This window comes from Streptomyces sp. NPDC002588 (assembly GCF_040295925.1).
GTDB lineage: Bacteria > Actinomycetota > Actinomycetes > Streptomycetales > Streptomycetaceae > Streptomyces.
Genome location: NZ_JBEOWF010000012.1, coordinates 176,158 through 193,642, shown reverse-complemented (window position 1 = coordinate 193,642; position 17,485 = coordinate 176,158). Strand labels below are relative to the sequence as shown.

Annotated in this window: 13 protein-coding genes; 10 read left to right on the top strand and 3 right to left on the bottom strand. The window is 70.3% G+C overall.

Annotated features, from left to right (window positions below; all coding sequences use genetic code 11):
* Window positions 1-136: 136 nt before the first annotated feature.
* The 4 genes from ABT057_RS16360 (at window position 137) to ABT057_RS16345 (ending at window position 4,604) form a co-directional block, all read left to right on the top strand.
* Window positions 137-943, top strand: coding sequence for an IPT/TIG domain-containing protein (locus tag ABT057_RS16360; protein WP_352343652.1), 807 nt, complete (start codon window positions 137-139; stop codon window positions 941-943).
* Between the two features lie 985 nt (window positions 944-1,928).
* On the top strand, window positions 1,929-2,675 hold the full coding sequence (locus ABT057_RS16355; protein ID WP_352343651.1) for an IPT/TIG domain-containing protein: 747 nt from the start codon (window positions 1,929-1,931) through the stop codon (window positions 2,673-2,675).
* Between the two features lie 180 nt (window positions 2,676-2,855).
* Complete coding sequence (locus ABT057_RS16350) at window positions 2,856-3,875, top strand: IPT/TIG domain-containing protein (RefSeq protein WP_352343650.1); 1,020 nt, start codon at window positions 2,856-2,858, stop codon at window positions 3,873-3,875.
* 96 nt (window positions 3,876-3,971) lie between these two features.
* Window positions 3,972-4,604: a hypothetical protein gene (locus tag ABT057_RS16345; protein ID WP_352343649.1), complete on the top strand. Its 633-nt coding sequence runs from the start codon at window positions 3,972-3,974 to the stop codon at window positions 4,602-4,604.
* 8 nt (window positions 4,605-4,612) lie between these two features.
* Here ABT057_RS16345 and ABT057_RS16340 read toward each other — a convergent pair whose 3' ends face one another.
* From ABT057_RS16340 to ABT057_RS16330, 3 genes are all read right to left on the bottom strand, one after another.
* Window positions 4,613-5,236, bottom strand: coding sequence for a DUF7691 family protein (locus tag ABT057_RS16340; RefSeq protein WP_352343648.1), 624 nt, complete (start codon window positions 5,234-5,236; stop codon window positions 4,613-4,615).
* 142 nt (window positions 5,237-5,378) lie between these two features.
* On the bottom strand, window positions 5,379-6,185 hold the full coding sequence (locus ABT057_RS16335; RefSeq protein WP_352343646.1) for an endonuclease I family protein: 807 nt from the start codon (window positions 6,183-6,185) through the stop codon (window positions 5,379-5,381).
* 216 nt (window positions 6,186-6,401) lie between these two features.
* Entirely contained in the window at window positions 6,402-8,720 is a 2,319-nt protein-coding gene (locus ABT057_RS16330) for a mannosyltransferase YkcB-related protein (protein ID WP_352343644.1), read from the bottom strand.
* Window positions 8,721-8,886: 166 nt separating this feature from the next.
* Between ABT057_RS16330 and ABT057_RS16325 the strand changes: the two genes are divergently transcribed.
* From ABT057_RS16325 to ABT057_RS16300, 6 genes are all read left to right on the top strand, one after another.
* Complete coding sequence (locus ABT057_RS16325) at window positions 8,887-9,741, top strand: serine hydrolase (protein WP_352343642.1); 855 nt, start codon at window positions 8,887-8,889, stop codon at window positions 9,739-9,741.
* 70 nt (window positions 9,742-9,811) lie between these two features.
* Window positions 9,812-10,837: an esterase-like activity of phytase family protein gene (locus ABT057_RS16320; RefSeq protein ID WP_352343641.1), complete on the top strand. Its 1,026-nt coding sequence runs from the start codon at window positions 9,812-9,814 to the stop codon at window positions 10,835-10,837.
* Window positions 10,838-10,933: 96 nt separating this feature from the next.
* Window positions 10,934-14,635, top strand: a complete 3,702-nt coding sequence (locus ABT057_RS16315) for an ABC transporter ATP-binding protein (protein WP_352343710.1) — start codon at window positions 10,934-10,936, stop codon at window positions 14,633-14,635.
* A gap of 97 nt (window positions 14,636-14,732) precedes the next feature.
* On the top strand, window positions 14,733-15,140 hold the full coding sequence (locus ABT057_RS16310) for a hypothetical protein (RefSeq protein ID WP_352343640.1): 408 nt from the start codon (window positions 14,733-14,735) through the stop codon (window positions 15,138-15,140).
* A gap of 103 nt (window positions 15,141-15,243) precedes the next feature.
* Window positions 15,244-16,656 carry a S28 family serine protease gene (locus ABT057_RS16305; protein ID WP_352343639.1) on the top strand — a complete coding sequence of 471 codons (1,413 nt, stop codon included), beginning with the start codon at window positions 15,244-15,246 and terminating at the stop codon, window positions 16,654-16,656.
* 221 nt (window positions 16,657-16,877) lie between these two features.
* The gene (locus tag ABT057_RS16300; RefSeq protein ID WP_352343638.1) at window positions 16,878-17,423 is read left to right on the top strand and encodes a hypothetical protein; all 546 of its coding nucleotides are present in this window, start codon (window positions 16,878-16,880) and stop codon (window positions 17,421-17,423) included.
* Window positions 17,424-17,485: the final 62 nt, after the last annotated feature.

The following is a 17,485-nucleotide window of genomic DNA, read 5'->3' as shown; positions in this document are numbered from 1 at the left end:
GTGATCGTCCCACACCACACCCGGGTCATCTCCCCCTCTGGCGAGGCCGTGCCGACTCGGCACGAAGCCCACGCACGCATCCGCGGGGAGCGGCTGATGTGCCGCGCACGGCAACAACCAGTCCAGGAGGACTCCCATGTCGGAAACCACCCTGCTCCCCATCCTGTCGACGCCGACGCTGATCGCCGCGGTCCCCGGCTTCGGACCGACCGCCGGCGGCAACTCCGTCCTGCTCATCGGCACCAACCTCGGCGGCGCGACCTCGGTCACCTTCGGAGGCACGCCCGCGACCATCGTCTCCCAGGACCTCTTCGGCTTCCTGCTCACCGTGATCGCACCGCCGCACGCCGCCGGCAACGTGCCCGTCGTGGTGACCACCCCGGCCGGTGCCAGCACCCCGGCGAACTACACCTACGTGGGTCCCGTGGTGCCCTCGCCCCCGACCGTCCTCGTCCTCACGCCGACCTCCGGCCCGACGGCCGGCGGCACCCCCTTCACGATCGTGGGGACCAACCTCACCGGCGCGAGCGTCACCTTCGACGGTGTACCCGCCGTCGGAGTGACCGTCGTCGCGGGTGTGGTGCTGACCGGTGTCACGCCGCCGCACGCCGCGGGCAACGTGCCCGTCGTGGTGACGACCCCCGCCGGCAGCGCCACCGTCGCCGGCGGATTCACCTACGTCGGCCTGCCGCTGCCCACAGCGGTCTCCATCACCCCGGCTGTCGGCGCCACCGTCGGAGGTACGCCGATCGCCATCATCGGCACCAACCTCACCGGGGCGACCGTGACCATCGGCGGTGTCCCGGCGACCGGTGTGGTCGTCGACATCACCGGCACGGTGCTGGCGGCCGTCACCCCCGCGGGAGTGGCAGGAAACGCGGCGGTCGTGGTGACGACCCCCGCCGGCAGTGTGACCGTCGCCGGCGGATTCACCTACATGTGATCGACGCGTGTGTGTGGGCCCGGACAGCGATCGATGTCCGGGCCCACACGTGTGTCCGCCGGAGGCGAATTGACGCACCCTCACCGTTCGGAAACGTTCACCGCGTAAACCGACGGTGGCATTGAGATGATGCCGAAGAAATAGGGACGCCACCGGAAGGAGCCGTCCGGTGAATGTGCGGGAAGCTTTCTTCATGCCGATAGGACGGGTGCGAGGGAAGATTTCGATAATCGCGCGGGTGATTTGTGGGGGAAATGCGCCCCTTGGTGCGCCCCGCCGATCGGGTGACGGGAGATCATATCCCTTGCGGCATATTCCGGGGCCTGTATCAATGGGAGGTATCCAACCGGTGGGCAGCCCAGCCTCTCCGGGGGGCGCGGTATGCGGTCCCATTGTCGTCCGCCTTGCGCGTGAGGTGGTTCGGCGTCGGGCTTGATGCCGCGATGGGCACTCCCGAGAGGATTGGATCCCCCAGCCGGCGCCGTTTCCACGGCGCCGGCTGGGCGGTTGTCCGGCCGTGGGAAGGATCCGGCGCCGTTGTCGCCGCCCTGGTGCCGTCGAACCCAGGGCCGGTCCCGGTGCCATGGCCGCGAACAACGGCGACTCCACCGCGCTCGATGCCCGCAGAGAGAGACCCTGGCCCGGCGCCAAATCCGATGTGCGCTCCGCCATTCGGGTGACTCTCGGAATTGACGTCTTGTCAGCGGTGCGTCTATGTGGGTCAATTTGAACAGCGAACCGGTGGGCCGCCCATCCCATCCCGGGGGAATCGTGGTAATGGCGGCCTCTGCCGGTTTTTTCGCTGTACGCATGGAATCCGGTGCGTCCGGCAGGGCAGTCCCGTCGCCCGTCAGGCTCCGCCGGAGGACGACCGCGACAAGCGGGATCCACATCGCCCCGTATCCCACGGCCATAGCGCGCATGCATTGCTCGCTGGGGACCGCCGGCTCGCCCTGTCCCATTCCTGTCAGCGAGGAGAATCGTCATGCCTGTCTCTCCGAACCAAGGCTCCACCGGCGGCGGCACCCTGGTGACCATCACGGGTACGAACCTGTCCGGGACCAGCGCGGTGAAGTTCGGCAGCAAGTCCGCCACCAGCGTCACCAACGTCAGCCCGACCCAGGTCACCGCGGTGTCCCCGTCCGGGACCGGCACGGTGGGGATCACCGTCACCACCCCCGGCGGGACCAGCAACCCCGTGCCGTTCTTCTACGTCGGCGCCCCGTTCAAGGCCTCGCTCGGGGCCACCTCCGGGCCGCTGGCCGGCGGCAACAGCATCACCCTCAACGGCGTCGGCCTGTCCACCGCCACCAGCGTCTCCTTCGGCGGGGTGACCGCCACTCCGACGGTGATCTCCGACGCCCAGCTGAGCGTCACCGTGCCGGCGGGCCTGGCCGCCGGGCCGGTCGGCGTGAGCGTGACCACGGCCGGCGGAACGAACAACGGGCTGACCTACACCTACATCGACGTTCCGGGAATCACGACCGTCGCCCCGTCCTCCGGGCCGACGTCCGGCGGAACGAGCGTGACCATCACCGGCACGAACCTCGACACCACCGACTCGGTCACCTTCGACGGCACGCCGGCGCCGTTCTCGGTGGTCAGCTCCACGACCCTGTCGGTGGTCACGCCGCCCGGGACCGCGGGAGCCGTCGACGTGGTCGTCACCAACCCGGCGGGATCCGACACCGCCGTAGGGGCCTTCACCTACGTCGCGGGCCCCGGCATCTGACAGTCGTGAGTCCGGCGCCCGGCTTCCAGCCGGGCGCCTGCGGGTGCGCGCCGGGCTTGAGCCGGAGGCCGGCGAACCTCCCCGCCCACGCACGAGGCTGTCACCGAGGGAGCCTGTCCGCTCCGTCGGTCTCCGACCCAACCGGCTGAAACGCCGCACCAGTTGTCATAGGAGCACTCCATGGCCCCCACGGTCAGCACCGTCAGCCCCTCCCAAGGCCCCACGACCGGCGGAACCACCGTCACCATCACCGGGGCCGGTCTGACCGGTGCTACGGCCGTGCGGTTCGGTGGCACCCCCGCTGCCTCCTACACCGTGAACTCGAGCACGCAGATCACCGCCGTCACCCCGGCCCACAGCGCGGGCTCGGCACCAGTGACCGTGGTCAACCCCACGGGAACCAGCAACTCGGTCCCCTTCACCTACGTCACGGCCGCGCTGCCGACGGTCACGGCCGTCACGCCCTCCACCGGGCCGATGTCCGGCGGCACCACGGTCAGCGTGACCGGGACCGGGCTCACGGGTGCGACAGCGGTGAGTTTCGCCGGCACACCGGCGTCGTTCACGGTCAACTCGGCGACGCTCATCACCGCGGTCGCACCCGTGGGCAGCGCCGGCGCGGCCGAGGTCGTCGTCACCACCCCGGGCGGCCAGAGCGCCGTCTCACCCGGCTCGTACTTCTTCTACGCGGCGTCCCCCGTGCTGCAGAGCGCCGTTCCCTCCCTCAGCCCCACAGCCGGTGGCCCCACCGTCACGCTGACGGGCAGCAACCTGCTCAACGCCTCCGCAGTGCTGTTCGGCAGCACCAACGCCACCACCTACACCGTCGATTCGTCCACCCAGATCAGCGCCAAGGCACCCGCGGGCACCGGGACGACGCAGATCACCGTCGTCACTCCCGGAGGAACCAGCAACCCGCTGCCGTTCGCCTACGTCGCCGCTCCCACCCTGACCGGACTGGCCCCCACCGGCGGACCCACCTCCGCGGGCACCGTGGTCACACTGACCGGAACGGGATTCTCGACGGCGACAGCCGTCCAGTTCGGCATGACCGCGGTGGGATTCACCGTGGTCTCCGACACCCAGATCACCGCGACCGTTCCAGGCGGCCCCGCGGGACCCGTGACGGTGACGGTCACCTCCGGGGGAGGGACCAGCACCGGTCTGACCTACACCCGTGTCGCCGCACCCGCCATCTGACACCCCGCCATCCAGCGGTCCGGCGCAAAGGTCCGCGAAGCGTGCGCATGTGCGTGATTCTCCGCCGGCCGGGATGACGGTTGATACCGTCCCCGCATGTCCGATGACCGTGTCACCGCCGATGATGTCGAGTCCGCCGTACGGCTGGCAGCCGGCGCTCTGCGGGGCGCCGAGGCCGCCGACTGGGACGGCAAGGCCGGTTCACTGGAGTGGAGTTGCTGGGAGACCGTGGAGCATCTCGCCGACGATCTCTTCGCCTACGCCGCTCAACTCGGGCCGCAAGGGCCGTCGTTGGACACCGAGGTTCCCTTCGGGTGGGATGCGAAGAGGGCCGGTGGTCCGGCGAACGTCGTCTTCGCGGACCGAACCGCCGGCCCGGCCGGACTGATGCAGGTGCTGGAGGCCTGTGGGGCCCTCCTTGCGGCCATGGTGCGGACGACGCCGTCGACCGTGCGGTCGTATCACACCTTCGGGGTGTCCGATGCCGAGGGCTTCGCCGCCATGGGGGTCGTGGAGACGTTGGTGCACGTCCACGACGTCGCTGAGGGGCTGGGGGTCGGCTGGCAGCCGGACGCCGGTCTCTGCGACCGCGTTCTGCGCCGGCTCTTCCCCGACGCCCCGACGGACACCGACCGCTGGCCCACGCTCCTGTGGGCCACCGGTCGCGGCGAGATCCCCGGGTACGCGCGCCTCACCCGGTGGCGGTGGTACGGCGAGCCCAGGGCCTGACCCGCGGTTCAGGAGAACCAGAAGAAGATCGTGTCGTCGGTCCGGCCCAGCCGGCGCGACGTCTCCCACTCCCGCGCCTCGAAGCTCATCAGATCGGCGAACCTCCCCGCAGTCTCCGTGAACTCCGGGTCCAGCCGGTGCAGCACCCTCTCGTACGCATGGGCCAGCGTCCCCGCCCGCTGGGCCGGCAGCACGCCGATCTGCGGCATCGCGTCGCCGGGGTGCGGCAGCCGCAGCGGCGGCCCGTTGAACAGGAAGGAAGCGGGCCGGACCTCCGACGGGACGCCGTGCCGGGCGAGTTCGGAGTCCAGCGCGAAGAACCAGGACGGCCGGCGCCACGCCCCCAGGTCCGTCGTGTCCGAGAAGTGCGGGGCGACGGCCTCGCGGAAGGCGTACGTGTACGCGGGGCACGATTCCACGCTGGGCGGGCTGCCCTCCACCAGTTCCTCCAGCGCCCGGAGCACCGACACCTCCAGGGCGATGCCCTCCTCCCGCAGCCGCGCGTCGGCCTTCTCGCACCGCTCGCGCACGATGGCGTACATCAGCTCCTGCTTCTGCGTCCGCTCCACCGCGGTGAGCAGCCGGATCACACCGCGCATGTCACCGGTGCTCATCTCCAGGCAGTAGCTCACTGGTCCGTCCTCCCCGTCCGACGCCCATCCCGGCGATCACCATGACCATGATCCACCACGAAGTACGGCCCCGAACACGGCCGCAGGGCCCTCCCGGAAAACACCCGGGAGGGCCCTGCGGTCCGTACCGCGCTGTCCGCTGCTACCAGATGGCCTCGACCCACTCCGGGTGGTCGATGAACGGGTTGCGGTTGTGCTGGTACGTGTCGTAGATGGCCTGGTTGCGCTTCTCCTCGAAGGCGCTCGGCGGGTCCTCGTCGTTCCACGCCTTCAGTACGGAGAGCTTGCCCATGTACGGGTTGCTGCCGTTGTTGACCTTCTCGTTGGGCTCCAGGTCGGCGAAGCCGTCGTCGCCCTCGTACCGGACCGCCATGTAGAGGATCATGCGGGCCACGTCGCCCTTGTCGGCGTCGCGCGGCTCGAAGGAGTCGGAGTCGACCAGGCTGCCGCCGCCATTGGTGACCGTGCTGCCGCCGTTGTCGAAGTCCAGGTTGCCGCGGATGCTGTTGACCTGTACGTCCGCCGGGCGCAGGTGGTGCAGGTCCGTGCCGGGACCGGTCACCTCGCCGAAGTCGCCGTGGGACTTGGCCCACACGTGCTCGCGGTTCCAGTCGCCGACGTCGCCGCCGTTGAGGGACTTGCTGCGCGAGACGCCGCTGTACAGCAGGATCACGTTGCTGCTGTTGTTCGGGTCCTGGTCGGTGACCTTCAGCGCGTTCCAGACCGCGGAGTACGAGATCTTCGTGACGTTGGCGCTGATGATCGTGTGGAGGGACGACTTCAGACTCGTACCCGTTTTGCCGACCGCGTTCTTGTAGTACGTCGAGTCGTAGGCCGTCGTGGTGGCCGCGGCGGGGGTCGCGGTGAGCGCGGGCGCGGTGAGACCGGCCAGGACGGCGGCGGTGGTCAGCGCCACCGACTTCCATCGGCGTGTGCGTGTCGCCAGCATAAAGGGTGTCCCATCTACGCGGGTTGAATGGAGGCGGCAATCGGGAGAGTGACATGAACATGCGGTCCTGGCAATGAATCTGACATGTCGATCAGATGACGCGACTCGGCAAATCGCCACTTGTGCACGCGAGTCGACAGCGGGGCGGCACACCGGAACGGCCCCTGACCGGAGAGTCAGGGGCCGTTGGTGCCGTACCGGTCAGCTCACGTCGGATCAGCTGACATCGGAGGGGTCCAGCCGGTAGACGGTGGAGGTGTTGGAGGTGTTGGAGGAACCAGAGGCGTCAGAAGTGCCAGAGGTGCCGGAAGTGCCGGACTCGGAGCCGGAGTTCGAGCTGTACTCGCTCTCCTTCACCGCCGTACCGTTCTTCTGCACCCAGGTGGTCAGCTCCTGGTTCTGGCTGTTGTTGCCGCCCATGCCCATGCCGCCGCCGAGCTGGATGTAGTGCAGCTCGCCCTTCTTCACCAGCTCCTTGAGCCTGGCGAGCGTCATCGCGTTGTCGGAGCCGGTGAAGCCGAACATCGAGATCACGGGCTTTCCGGTGCTGAGGATCATCTGGCCCGCGCTCTGCGAGTTGGACACCGCGATCAGCCACTTGGCGCCGTCCTGGTGCTTCTCCAGGTACGAGACGAGCTGGCTGTCGGCGCCACCCATCCCGCCGCCACCGCCCATCCCGCCGCCCGTGCCGCCACCGGGGCCGCCGCCGGTCCCGCCCGGCGCGCCGCCGCCCTGCGCCTGGCCGCCCTCCGCGCCGCCGGGGAACTCCCCGTTGCTACCGCCCTGTTGGCCGCCGCTCGGCGCGCCGCTGGGGGCGCCGCCCTGCGGGAGTTCACCGTTCCCGCCGCCCGGCGTCATCTGGCCGTTGCCGCCGCCGGGGAACTCGCCGTTCGCCTGGCCGCCCTGCTGCGTACCGCCACCCGGCATCTGACCGCCGGGACCGCCGTTGCCGCCGCCGAAGCCGCCCCGGCCACCGCCGGGACCGCCCATGCCGCCCCCGGTGGACGGCCCCGCGGTGGGGTTGGTGCCGCCCATGCCGCCGCCGGTGGAGGTGTCGAAGGCCGGCGAGGCGGCGTACGCCGTCGGACCGGCGAGGGCCGCCACGATCGCCGCGGCGACGGACGCGCCGAGCAGCCGCAGCCGGGTTCCGGAGCTCGCGGACCGCAGGACGAACAGGCCCACGATCGCCAGGACCATGACCACGCCCACGACGGGCCACAGCCAGGTGTTCCAGCCGGTGGCCCGGCGCAGCAGCACGATCGCCCAGACACCGGTCACGGCCAGCCCCGCCGGCAGCACCCAGGACCAGCGGGCGTCGCCGCCGCGGAAGGCGCGCCACAGCATGACGCCGCCGCCACCGGTGAGTGCCGCGATGCCCGGGGCGAGCGCGGTCGTGTAGTACGGGTGCATCGTGCCCTCGGCCATGGCGAAGGTCAGGTAGTGCAGCACCAGCCAGCCGCCCCACAGCACCAGCGCGGCACGGGTGACGTCGGTGCGCGGGGCCCGCCCGCACAGCACCAGGCCCGCCACCAGAGCGACGCCCGAGAAGGGGATCAGCCAGGAGATCTGGCCGCCGAGGATGTCGTTGAACATCCGGCCGATGCCCGCGGTCCCGGCGAAGGTGCCGCCCCCGCCGCCACCGCCCCCGCCGTTGCCCTCGCCGCCGAGGACCCGGCCCAGACCGTTGTAACCCATGATCAGGTCCCAGGCGCTGCCGTCGGTCGAGCCGCCGATGTACGGGCGGTCGTCGGCCGGCACGAGCGAGACCGCCGTGGCCCACCAGAAGCTGGAGACGGCCAGCGCCACGGCGGCCAGCGCCAGGTTGACGACCTTCTTCTTCCAGCCCAGCTTCGACGCGTACACGTACACGGCGAAGACGGCGGGCAGGGCGATGTAGCCCTGCAGCATCTTGGTGTTGAAGGCGAGCCCGAAGCACACCGCGGAGCCGATGAGCGGCAGCAGCCGCTCGTCGCGCGTGGCGCGCAGGGCGAGGGCCGCGCCGGCCACCATCAGCAGGACGAGGACGGTGTCGGGGTTGTTGTCGCGGTTGATGGCGACGGTGATCGGGGTCAGCGCGAGCACGAGTGCCGCGATCGCGGCCGCCACGTGCCCGAACACCCGCTTCACGGAGGAGTGCAGGATCCAGATCGTGCCCAGCGCCGCCGCGATCTCCGGCGCCATCATCTGCCAGGTGCCGAAGCCGAAGATCCGGCAGGACAGCCCCATGATCATGAGCGCGAACGGCGGCTTGTCGACGGTGATGAAGTTCCCGGCGTCGAGCGAGCCGAAGAACCACGCCTCCCAGCTCTTCGTGCCGCTGTAGACGGCGGCGCTGTAGAAGCTGTTGAGGCTGTTGCCGGAGAGGTTCCAGCCGTAGAGCACCGCCGCCAGGATCAGGATCGCGATCAGCGCGGGCAGCGACCAGCGTGGCGCCTTGTCGGCCGGCGGTGCCTCGGCGGTCGCCGACGGCGGGGCCCAGTCGGGGGACACGGGGGAGACGGTCGGGTGGGGAAGTGGATCGGTGGCTGATGTCACCCTGCGCATGCTGTACGCCGGTTGTGGGTGGTCGCTGTGCCGAAGCTGGCCAATGGCTGTGAAGACGCACAGGGGGCGGTAAGGGCTTGCCCACGCTTTGCCCAACAGGGCCGGCGGAACGGATCGTTCGTACAACCTTTCCTACGAACTGGTGCGTCAAAGGGGCATGACTCACCGGACCGCAAGGCACAGGAGAGGACTGGTGGCCACGGCACTCGGCACCGGCGTCCTCATAACCGGCGTCGCCACCGCCGCACCCGCGACGGCCGCCACCCCCACCGTCAGCTGCACGTCGAACAAGGCCGCCCTGGCCACCAAGTTGAAGAAGGACATCACGGCCGCCCTCACCACGCGCAAGGGCACCGTCGCGGTCGGTCTCTACGACCGCAGCACCAACACCACCTGCACCCTGCGGGCCTCCACCGCCTACGACTCGGCCAGCGTCGTCAAGGTGACCGTCCTCGCCACCCTGCTGTGGGACGCGCAGAGGACGAGCCGCGCGCTGACCAGCCGCGAGAAGACACTCGCCACCAACATGATCACCAAGTCGGACAACGCCTCCACCTCCACCCTGTGGAAGCAGCTCGGCGTGACGAAGGTCAAGAAGTTCCTGACCGCCGCCAAGATGACCCAGACCAAGCCCGGCGCGAACGGCTACTGGGGGCTGACCCAGATCACCGTCACCGACGAGCAGAAGCTGCTCAAGCTGATCACCGCCAAGAACACCGTGCTCAAGGACGCCTCGCGCTCCTACATCAGCACGCTGATGGGCAAGGTGATCTCCTCGCAGCGCTGGGGCACCCCGTACGGCAGGCCCTCGGGCGTCTCCTGGCACGTGAAGAACGGCTGGCTGTCGCGCGCCACCCACGGCTGGCGCATCCACAGCGTCGGCACCTTCAAGGGCGGCGGCCACGACTACATGATCAGCGTCCTCACCCAGGACAACAGCACGATGAACTATGGCATCACGACCATCCAGAACGTCGCCAAGGTCATCCACAAGGATCTTGCCGCGTCCTAGAACAGTCCTGGGGGCCGCTCTTCAACGACTCGCCCCCCGCACGTCACCGGTCCGCCCTACGGTGACGCCCATGCGCCTGCGAACCGTACTCGCCACCTTCACCGCCGGCCTGGCGGCGGCCGCCTGTCTGACCGCCGCCGGGACCGCGAACGCCGACCCCCGGGTGACCAACGCCTGTTCGCCCACGGTCTCCATCGACCGCTTCTCCGACGTCCTCGACAAGACGACGTACGACGGCACCTTCGTCGGCAACTTCTCCGCCCTCGCCCTGGACGGGCGCGGCTCCCTCGCCGCCCTCTCGGACCGCTCCTCCCTCTTCGGCCTGGACGCGAGAACCCTCGCGCCGCGGAAGGCCGTCCCGCTCGCCGACGAGAACGGCGCCGCGCTCGACTCCGAGGGCCTGGTGACAGACCGGGACGGCACCCGCCTGATCTCCTCCGAGACCGAGCCGTCCGTCCGCCGCTACAGCACCGACGGCAAGATCCTCGACCGCCTCCCGGTCCCGGCCGCCCTCCTCGTCGCCCCCGCCGGCCGCGCCACCGCCAACCAGACCTTCGAGGGCCTCACCCTCCTGCCCGGCGGCCGCACCCTGCTCGCGTCGATGGAGTACGCGATCTCCGGCGACAGCACGAACACCGTCCGCTTCCAGACCTGGACCAGGACCAGGGGGAACCACTTCCGGCTCGCCGCCCAGTACGCCTACCGCACCGACACCGGCCTCGGCGTTCCCGAGGTCCAGGCCCTGCCCGACGGCCGCCTCCTCGTCCTGGAGCGCGGCTTCACCACCGGCGTCGGCAACACGGTCCGCCTCTACCTGGCCGACCCCCGCCACGCCACGGACACCAGCGGCATGGAGAACCTCACGGGCCAGGACGGCGTACGGCCGGTGAAGAAGACCCTCCTCACCGACATGGTGACCTGCCCGTCACTCGGAGCGACCGCCAGGCAGCCCCAGCCGAACCCGCTCCTCGACAACATCGAGGGCATGGTCGTCACGGGGTACTCGAAGGGCCGGGCGAAGGTCCTCCTGGTCAGCGACGACAACCAGAACGCGGTCCAGACGACCCGGTTCTACTACCTGCGGGTACGGGTCTGACCTCTCGCCCGGTTTGTTGCGGAGGGATGAAATCCCCTTCGGCCGACGTTGGTGCCTTCCGGAAGAGCAGGTCAGGAATCGGAGGGCACCGGCGTGATGGAGCAACGGGGATGGGCACGGCGACTGGCGGGATACGCCTGGCGGTACCGCAAGGACGTCGTCCTCGCCCTCGGCTCCTCGCTTCTCGGCATGGCCGTCATGGCGCTCGTCCCCCTGGTCACCAAGGTGATCATCGATGATGTGATCGTCGGCCACACCCGCGACATGGCGCCCTGGGCGGGCGCCCTGATCGCCGCCGCCGTCCTCGTCTACGCCACCACCTACGTCCGCCGCTACTACGGTGGCCGGCTCGCCCTGGACGTCCAGCACGACCTGCGCACGGAGATGTTCGGGACGATCACGCGGCTCGACGGCCGCCGCCAGGACGAGCTGTCCACCGGCCAGGTCGTCGGCCGCGCCACCAGCGACCTCCAGCTCATCCAGGGCCTTCTTTTCATGTTGCCCATGACCGTGGGCAACTTCGCCCTCTTCCTGATCTCCCTCGTGGTGATGGCGTGGCTGTCGATCCCGCTCACCCTGGTCGCCCTCGCGGTCGCCCCCGCCCTCGCCTGGATCGCCAGGCGCAGCCGCACCAAGCTGCACCCCTCCACCTGGTACGCGCAGGCCCAGGCGGCGGCCGTCGCCGGTGTGGTCGACGGCGCCGTCAGCGGCGTACGCGTGGTGAAGGGCTTCGGGCAGGAGGACCAGGAGACCGGGAAGCTCCGCGAAGTGGGCCGCCGGCTGTTCGCGGGACGCCTGCGCACGATCCGGCTGAACTCGAAGTACACCCCCGCCCTGCAGGCCGTCCCCGCCCTCGGCCAGGTCGCCATGCTGGCGCTCGGCGGCTGGCTCGCCGTCCGCGGCCACATCACCCTCGGCACGTTCGTCGCCTTCTCCACCTACCTCGCCCAGCTCGTCGGCCCGGTCCGGATGCTCGCCATGGTCCTCACGGTCGGCCAGCAGGCCCGCGCCGGCACCGAACGCGTCCTCGAGCTGATCGACACCGAGCCGTCGATGAAGGACGGCACCAAGGAACTCCCCGCCGACGCGCCCGCCACCGTGGAGTTCGACGACGTCTCCTTCGGCTACGACGCCGACCACCCCGTCCTCGACGGGCTCAGCCTCGAGATCCGCCAGGGCGAGACCCTCGCCGTAGTCGGCTCCTCGGGCTCCGGCAAGTCCACGGTCTCCCTCCTCCTGCCGCGCTTCTACGACGTCACCCACGGCGCGGTCCTCATCGGCGGCCACGACGTCCGCGAACTCACCCAGGACTCCCTGCGCGCCGCGATCGGCCTGGTCCCCGAGGACTCCTTCCTCTTCTCCGACACGGTCCGCGCCAACATCGCCTACGGCCGGCCGGAGGCGACGGACGACGAGATCCGCACCGCCGCGCGCGCCGCCCAGGCGGACCGTTTCATCGCCGAGCTGCCCGACGGGTACGAGACGAAGGTCGGCGAGCACGGCCTCACCCTCTCCGGCGGCCAGCGCCAGCGCGTCGCCCTTGCCCGCGCCATCCTCACGGACCCCCGCCTGCTGGTCCTCGACGACGCGACGTCGGCCGTGGACGCGGCGGTCGAGCACGAGATCCACGAGGCGCTGAAGCAGGTCATGGAAGGCCGCACGACCCTCCTGATCGCCCACCGCCACTCCACCCTCAACCTGGCCGACCGGATCGCCGTCCTGGACGCCGGCCGCCTCGCCGACCTCGGCACCCACGAGGAACTCCAGCGGCGCTCGGCCCTCTACCGCCGGCTGCTCACCGACCCGGAGGAACTCGGCGGCGTCTCGCCCGGCCACGTACAGCCCGCGCCGGAGGCCGAGGACACCTCCGTACGGGAGGAACTCGACGCCGAGTTCGACGCCGAGCGCGGCATCACGCCCCGGCTGTGGGCGGGGGAGCGGGCACCCCGGGACACCGCGATGGAGGGCATGCCGGCCACCCCGGAGCTGCTGGCCCAGGTGGAGGCGCTGCCGCCGGCGACCGACACCCCCGACGTCGACGAGGCCCGCGCGGTCACCCCCGAGGAGTCGTACGGCCTGCGCCGGCTGCTGCGCGGCTTCGGCGCCCCGCTCCTGATCAGTCTCGTCCTGGTCGCCGTGGACGCCGGCATGAGCCTGCTCCTGCCCGTCATGATCCGGCACGGCATCGACGACGGTGTCACGCGGATGGCGCTCGGCGCGGTCTGGACGGCATCGCTGCTCGCCCTGCTCGCCGTGGCCGTCCAGTGGGTGGCCCAGACGGGCGAGACCCGGATGACCGGCCGCACCGGCGAACGCGTCCTCTACACCCTCCGGCTGAAGATCTTCGCCCAGCTCCAGCGCCTCGGGCTCGACTACTACGAGCGGGAGCTGACCGGCCGGATCATGACCCGGATGACGACCGACGTCGACGCCCTCTCGACCTTCCTGCAGACGGGCCTGGTCACCGCGTTCGTCTCGGTCGTCACCTTCTTCGGCATCATGGTCGCCCTGCTGGTGATCGACGTACAGCTCGCGCTCGTCGTCTTCGCGACCCTCCCGCCGCTGGTCGTCGCCACCTACTTCTTCCGTCGCGCGAGCGTGAAGGCGTACGAACTCGCCCGTGAGCGGGTGTCGTTGGTCAACGCGGACCTCCAGGAGTCGGTCTCCGGGCTGCGGATCGTGCAGGCGTTCCGCCGCGAGCGGGACGGCGGGGCGCGGTTCGCGGAGCGCAGCGACAGCTACCGCCGAGCCCGCATCCGCGGCCAGTGGCTGATCTCGATCTACTTCCCCTTCGTCCAGCTGCTGTCGTCGGCGGCGGCCGCGGCGGTCCTGGTCGCGGGCGCGGGCCGGGTCGACGCGGCGACCCTGACGACCGGCGCCCTGGTCGCCTACCTCCTCTACATCGACCTGTTCTTCGCCCCGGTCCAGCAGCTCTCACAGGTCTTCGACGGCTACCAGCAGGCCACGGTGTCGCTGGGCCGCATCCAGGAACTCCTCCAGGAGCCGACGTCCACGAAGGCGGCCGACGAGCCCCTCGAAGTGCTCTCCCTGCGCGGTGAGATCGCCTTCGAGGACGTGCACTTCGCGTACGGCGCGGAGGAAGAGGCACTCCGCGGCATCGATCTGAAGATCCCCGCCGGCCAGACGGTCGCCTTCGTCGGCGAGACCGGCGCCGGCAAGTCCACCCTGGTCAAACTGGTGGCCCGGTTCTACGACCCCACGGCGGGCCGGGTGACGGTCGACGGCACGGACCTGCGCTCCCTGGACATCACCTCGTACCGCCACCGCCTGGGCGTCGTCCCCCAGGAGGCGTACCTGTTCCCGGGGACCGTCCGGGACGCCATCGCCTACGGCCGCCCCGACGCCACCGACGCCGAGGTCGAGGCGGCGGCACGGGCGGTCGGCGCGCACGAGATGATCGCCACGCTCGACGGCGGCTACCTCCACGAGGTCGCCGAACGCGGCCGCAACCTCTCGGCGGGCCAGCGCCAGCTGATCGCCCTGGCCCGCGCCGAACTGGTCGACCCGGACGTCCTCCTGCTCGACGAGGCCACCGCCGCCCTCGACCTGGCCACGGAAGCCCAGGTCAACCAGGCCACCGACCGCCTGGCGGGCCGCCGCACGACCCTCGTCGTCGCCCACCGCCTGACCACCGCCTCCCGCGCCGACCGCGTGGTGGTCATGGATCACGGCGGGGTGGTGGAGGACGGCACGCACGGCGAACTCCTCGCGCTCGGCGGCCGGTACGCGGCTCTGTGGCGGACTTTCGTGGGGGAGGACGAGCCCGCGGCGGTGTGACAGGCACGCAACCATCCGACGCACGTCCTGCGTCCGTACATCTGTGCGGAGAACACGTACGGGAACGCTTACGGCGAACGTGGGAGGGGCGGGATCCGTGGCCGGAAACGGGTGGGGTGTGCCGGGTGCGCTGCGGCGGCGGCTGGCGGTCGTCATCGCCGTACTGACCGCCTCCGGGGTGCTCGCGCTCGCCGCGCCCGGCGCCGCGCACGCCGCGTCCTCGCCCTGTGCCGGCCGCAAGGTGCGGACGCTGTCGTTCTCCACCGGATCCGTGCTGGTCTTCAGGAACGGCGACTGGGTCTGCGCCTACACCCTCCAGAAACACCCGGGCCGGGAACGGAGCGTCTCGGTCAGCGTGCAGGCCCGCGGACAGGTCCCCGTGCGCAGGTCGAGGGAGCACACCCGCAGCTCTCCGCCGGTGAAGGTGCACGCCGGACACCGCCTTGTGCGTGTGAAGGGCTCGGTGGGCCGCGCCTCGACCAGCTCGGGCTGGATCCGCTGCTGAACCGTTCCAGACCCTGACGTATCGCCAACCCCCTCTGGTGCGACGGGTGTTGACCCGGATAGCTTCCGGTGCACATCTGTCTCACAGGGAAGGGTGCACGCGCATGCGCAAGGCGCTCAGATGGCTGCTGGCGCTCACCGTGCTCATAGGCACGCTGAGCACGGCGAGCGCGGCGACCGCCGCCGAGCCGCGGCCGGCGGACATCAAGGACCGGCTTCTCGCGATCCCGGGCATGAGCCTGATCGAGGAGAAGCCGTACCCCGGCTACCGCTACTTCGTCCTGAACTACACCCAGCCGGTGGACCACCGGCACCCCTCCAAGGGCACGTTCCAGCAGCGCATCACCGTGCTGCACAAGGACGTCAGCCGCCCCACGGTCTTCTACACCGGCGGCTACAACGTCTCCACCACCCCCGGCCGCCGCGAGCCCACCCAGATCGTCGACGGCAACCAGGTCTCCATGGAGTACCGCTTCTTCACCCCGTCCCGCCCCGACCCGGCCGACTGGTCCAAGCTGGACATCTGGCAGGCGGCCGCCGACCAGCACCGCATCTTCAAGGCGCTGAAGAAGATCTACTCCAGGAACTGGATCTCGACCGGCGGCTCCAAGGGCGGCATGACGGCGACGTACTACGAGCGCTTCTACCCCCACGACATGGACGGCGTGGTCGCCTACGTCGCCCCCGACGACGTCGTCGACGACGAGGACTCCGCCTACGACCGCTTCTTCACCACCGTCGGCACCAAGGAGTGCCGCGACCGGCTGAACGCGGTCCAGCGCGAGGCCCTGGTGCGCCGCGCGCCGCTGGAGAAGAAGTACAAGGCGTACGCGGCGGAGAACGGCTACACCTTCACCACCATCGGCAGCCTGGACCGCGCGTACGAGGCCGTGGTGCTGGACTACGTCTGGGGCTTCTGGCAGTACAGCCTGCTGTCCGACTGCGACACGATCCCGGCGAACGCGGCCACGGCCACCGACGACGAGATCTGGACGTCGATCGACACGATCTCCGGCTTCTCCTTCTACACGGACCAGGGCCTGGAGCCCTACACCCCGTACTACTACCAGGCGGGCACCCAGCTCGGCGCGCCCACCATCCACTTCCCGTACATCGAGAAGAAGTACCTCCGCTACGGCTACCAGCCCCCGCGCGACTTCGTCCCCCGCGACATCAAGATGCGCTTCCAGCCGGGCGCGATGCGTGACGTCGACACCTGGGTGAAGCACAACGCCCGACACATGCTCTTCGTCTACGGCCAGAACGACCCCTGGGGCGCGGAGCGCTTCAGCCTCGGCAGGGGCGCGAAGGACTCGTACGTCTTCACCGCTCCCGGTCTCAACCACGGCGCGAACGTCGCCGGCCTGACCGCGAACGAGAAGTCCCTGGCCACGGCCCGGATCCTGGACTGGGCGGGCGTCTCGGACACCGCCGTCGCCCAGGCGAAACCGCTCGCGAAGTTCGACAGCGGGCTGGACGTGCGGGACGTGGAGCGAGAGCCCGCGCTGCGCCCGTGAGCCCGGCTCACCCCGGTCGCTGAAGAACCGTGGACACCGGCCACTTCACCCGATGTCCACGGCCTTCGCCGCGGTGCGCGTTGCGGACGGCGCTCATGGACGGGCGCCGTGTACCAGAACCAGGTTTGTTCGCTGAACCCGGGAAAACCGTTGGACCCGCTGACGGGGGCGCGTCATAGGGTTCGGGCGCGGAGACGCGGTCGGCGGAGAGGGAACGGTGGATGGCGGGACTGTACGAGATCTGGCTGCGGGCGGAGGTGTCGCGCAGGCTCGATGTGCTGTCGGGCTTCATCGCGATGTGCGTGGCGGGGGACGACGAGGCGCGACGCCGTCTCGCCCGGCTGGTCGCCGGCGCGGACGCGGCCCTCTCCGCCTCGCCCCCGGATCTGGTGGTCGCCTCGGAGCACCTGGACGAACTCGTCCGGTGGGCCGACACGGAGTGGGTCGATCACCCCTTTCGTCCCGTGGAAGCCCGGCCTGACGAGGCCGACCGGCAAACGCGTGACTACGCCAAGGACCTCCGGCACGCCGCACTCCCGGTCCGCGTCCGGGACGAGATGGGCCGCATCGAACTCAGTCTCGAGGTGAGGTTCCTGGCCCTGTGCCGCCAACCGGGGCTGGACTGTCGGATCCGCCAGGACATCTTCTACGTCGCCGGGCGTGCCGCGATGGCCCTCGACCTCGGGCACCTGGAAGCGGCAGAGCGGGAGATCCGGCGCATGGAACAGGTGGGTTCCGTGGAGCCATGGGAGAGCCGCTGCGGCTGAGCCGCGTCTGCAACCACGCGACCTCCGCAGGCTGATCGCCATGTTGCGCCACCAATGATCAC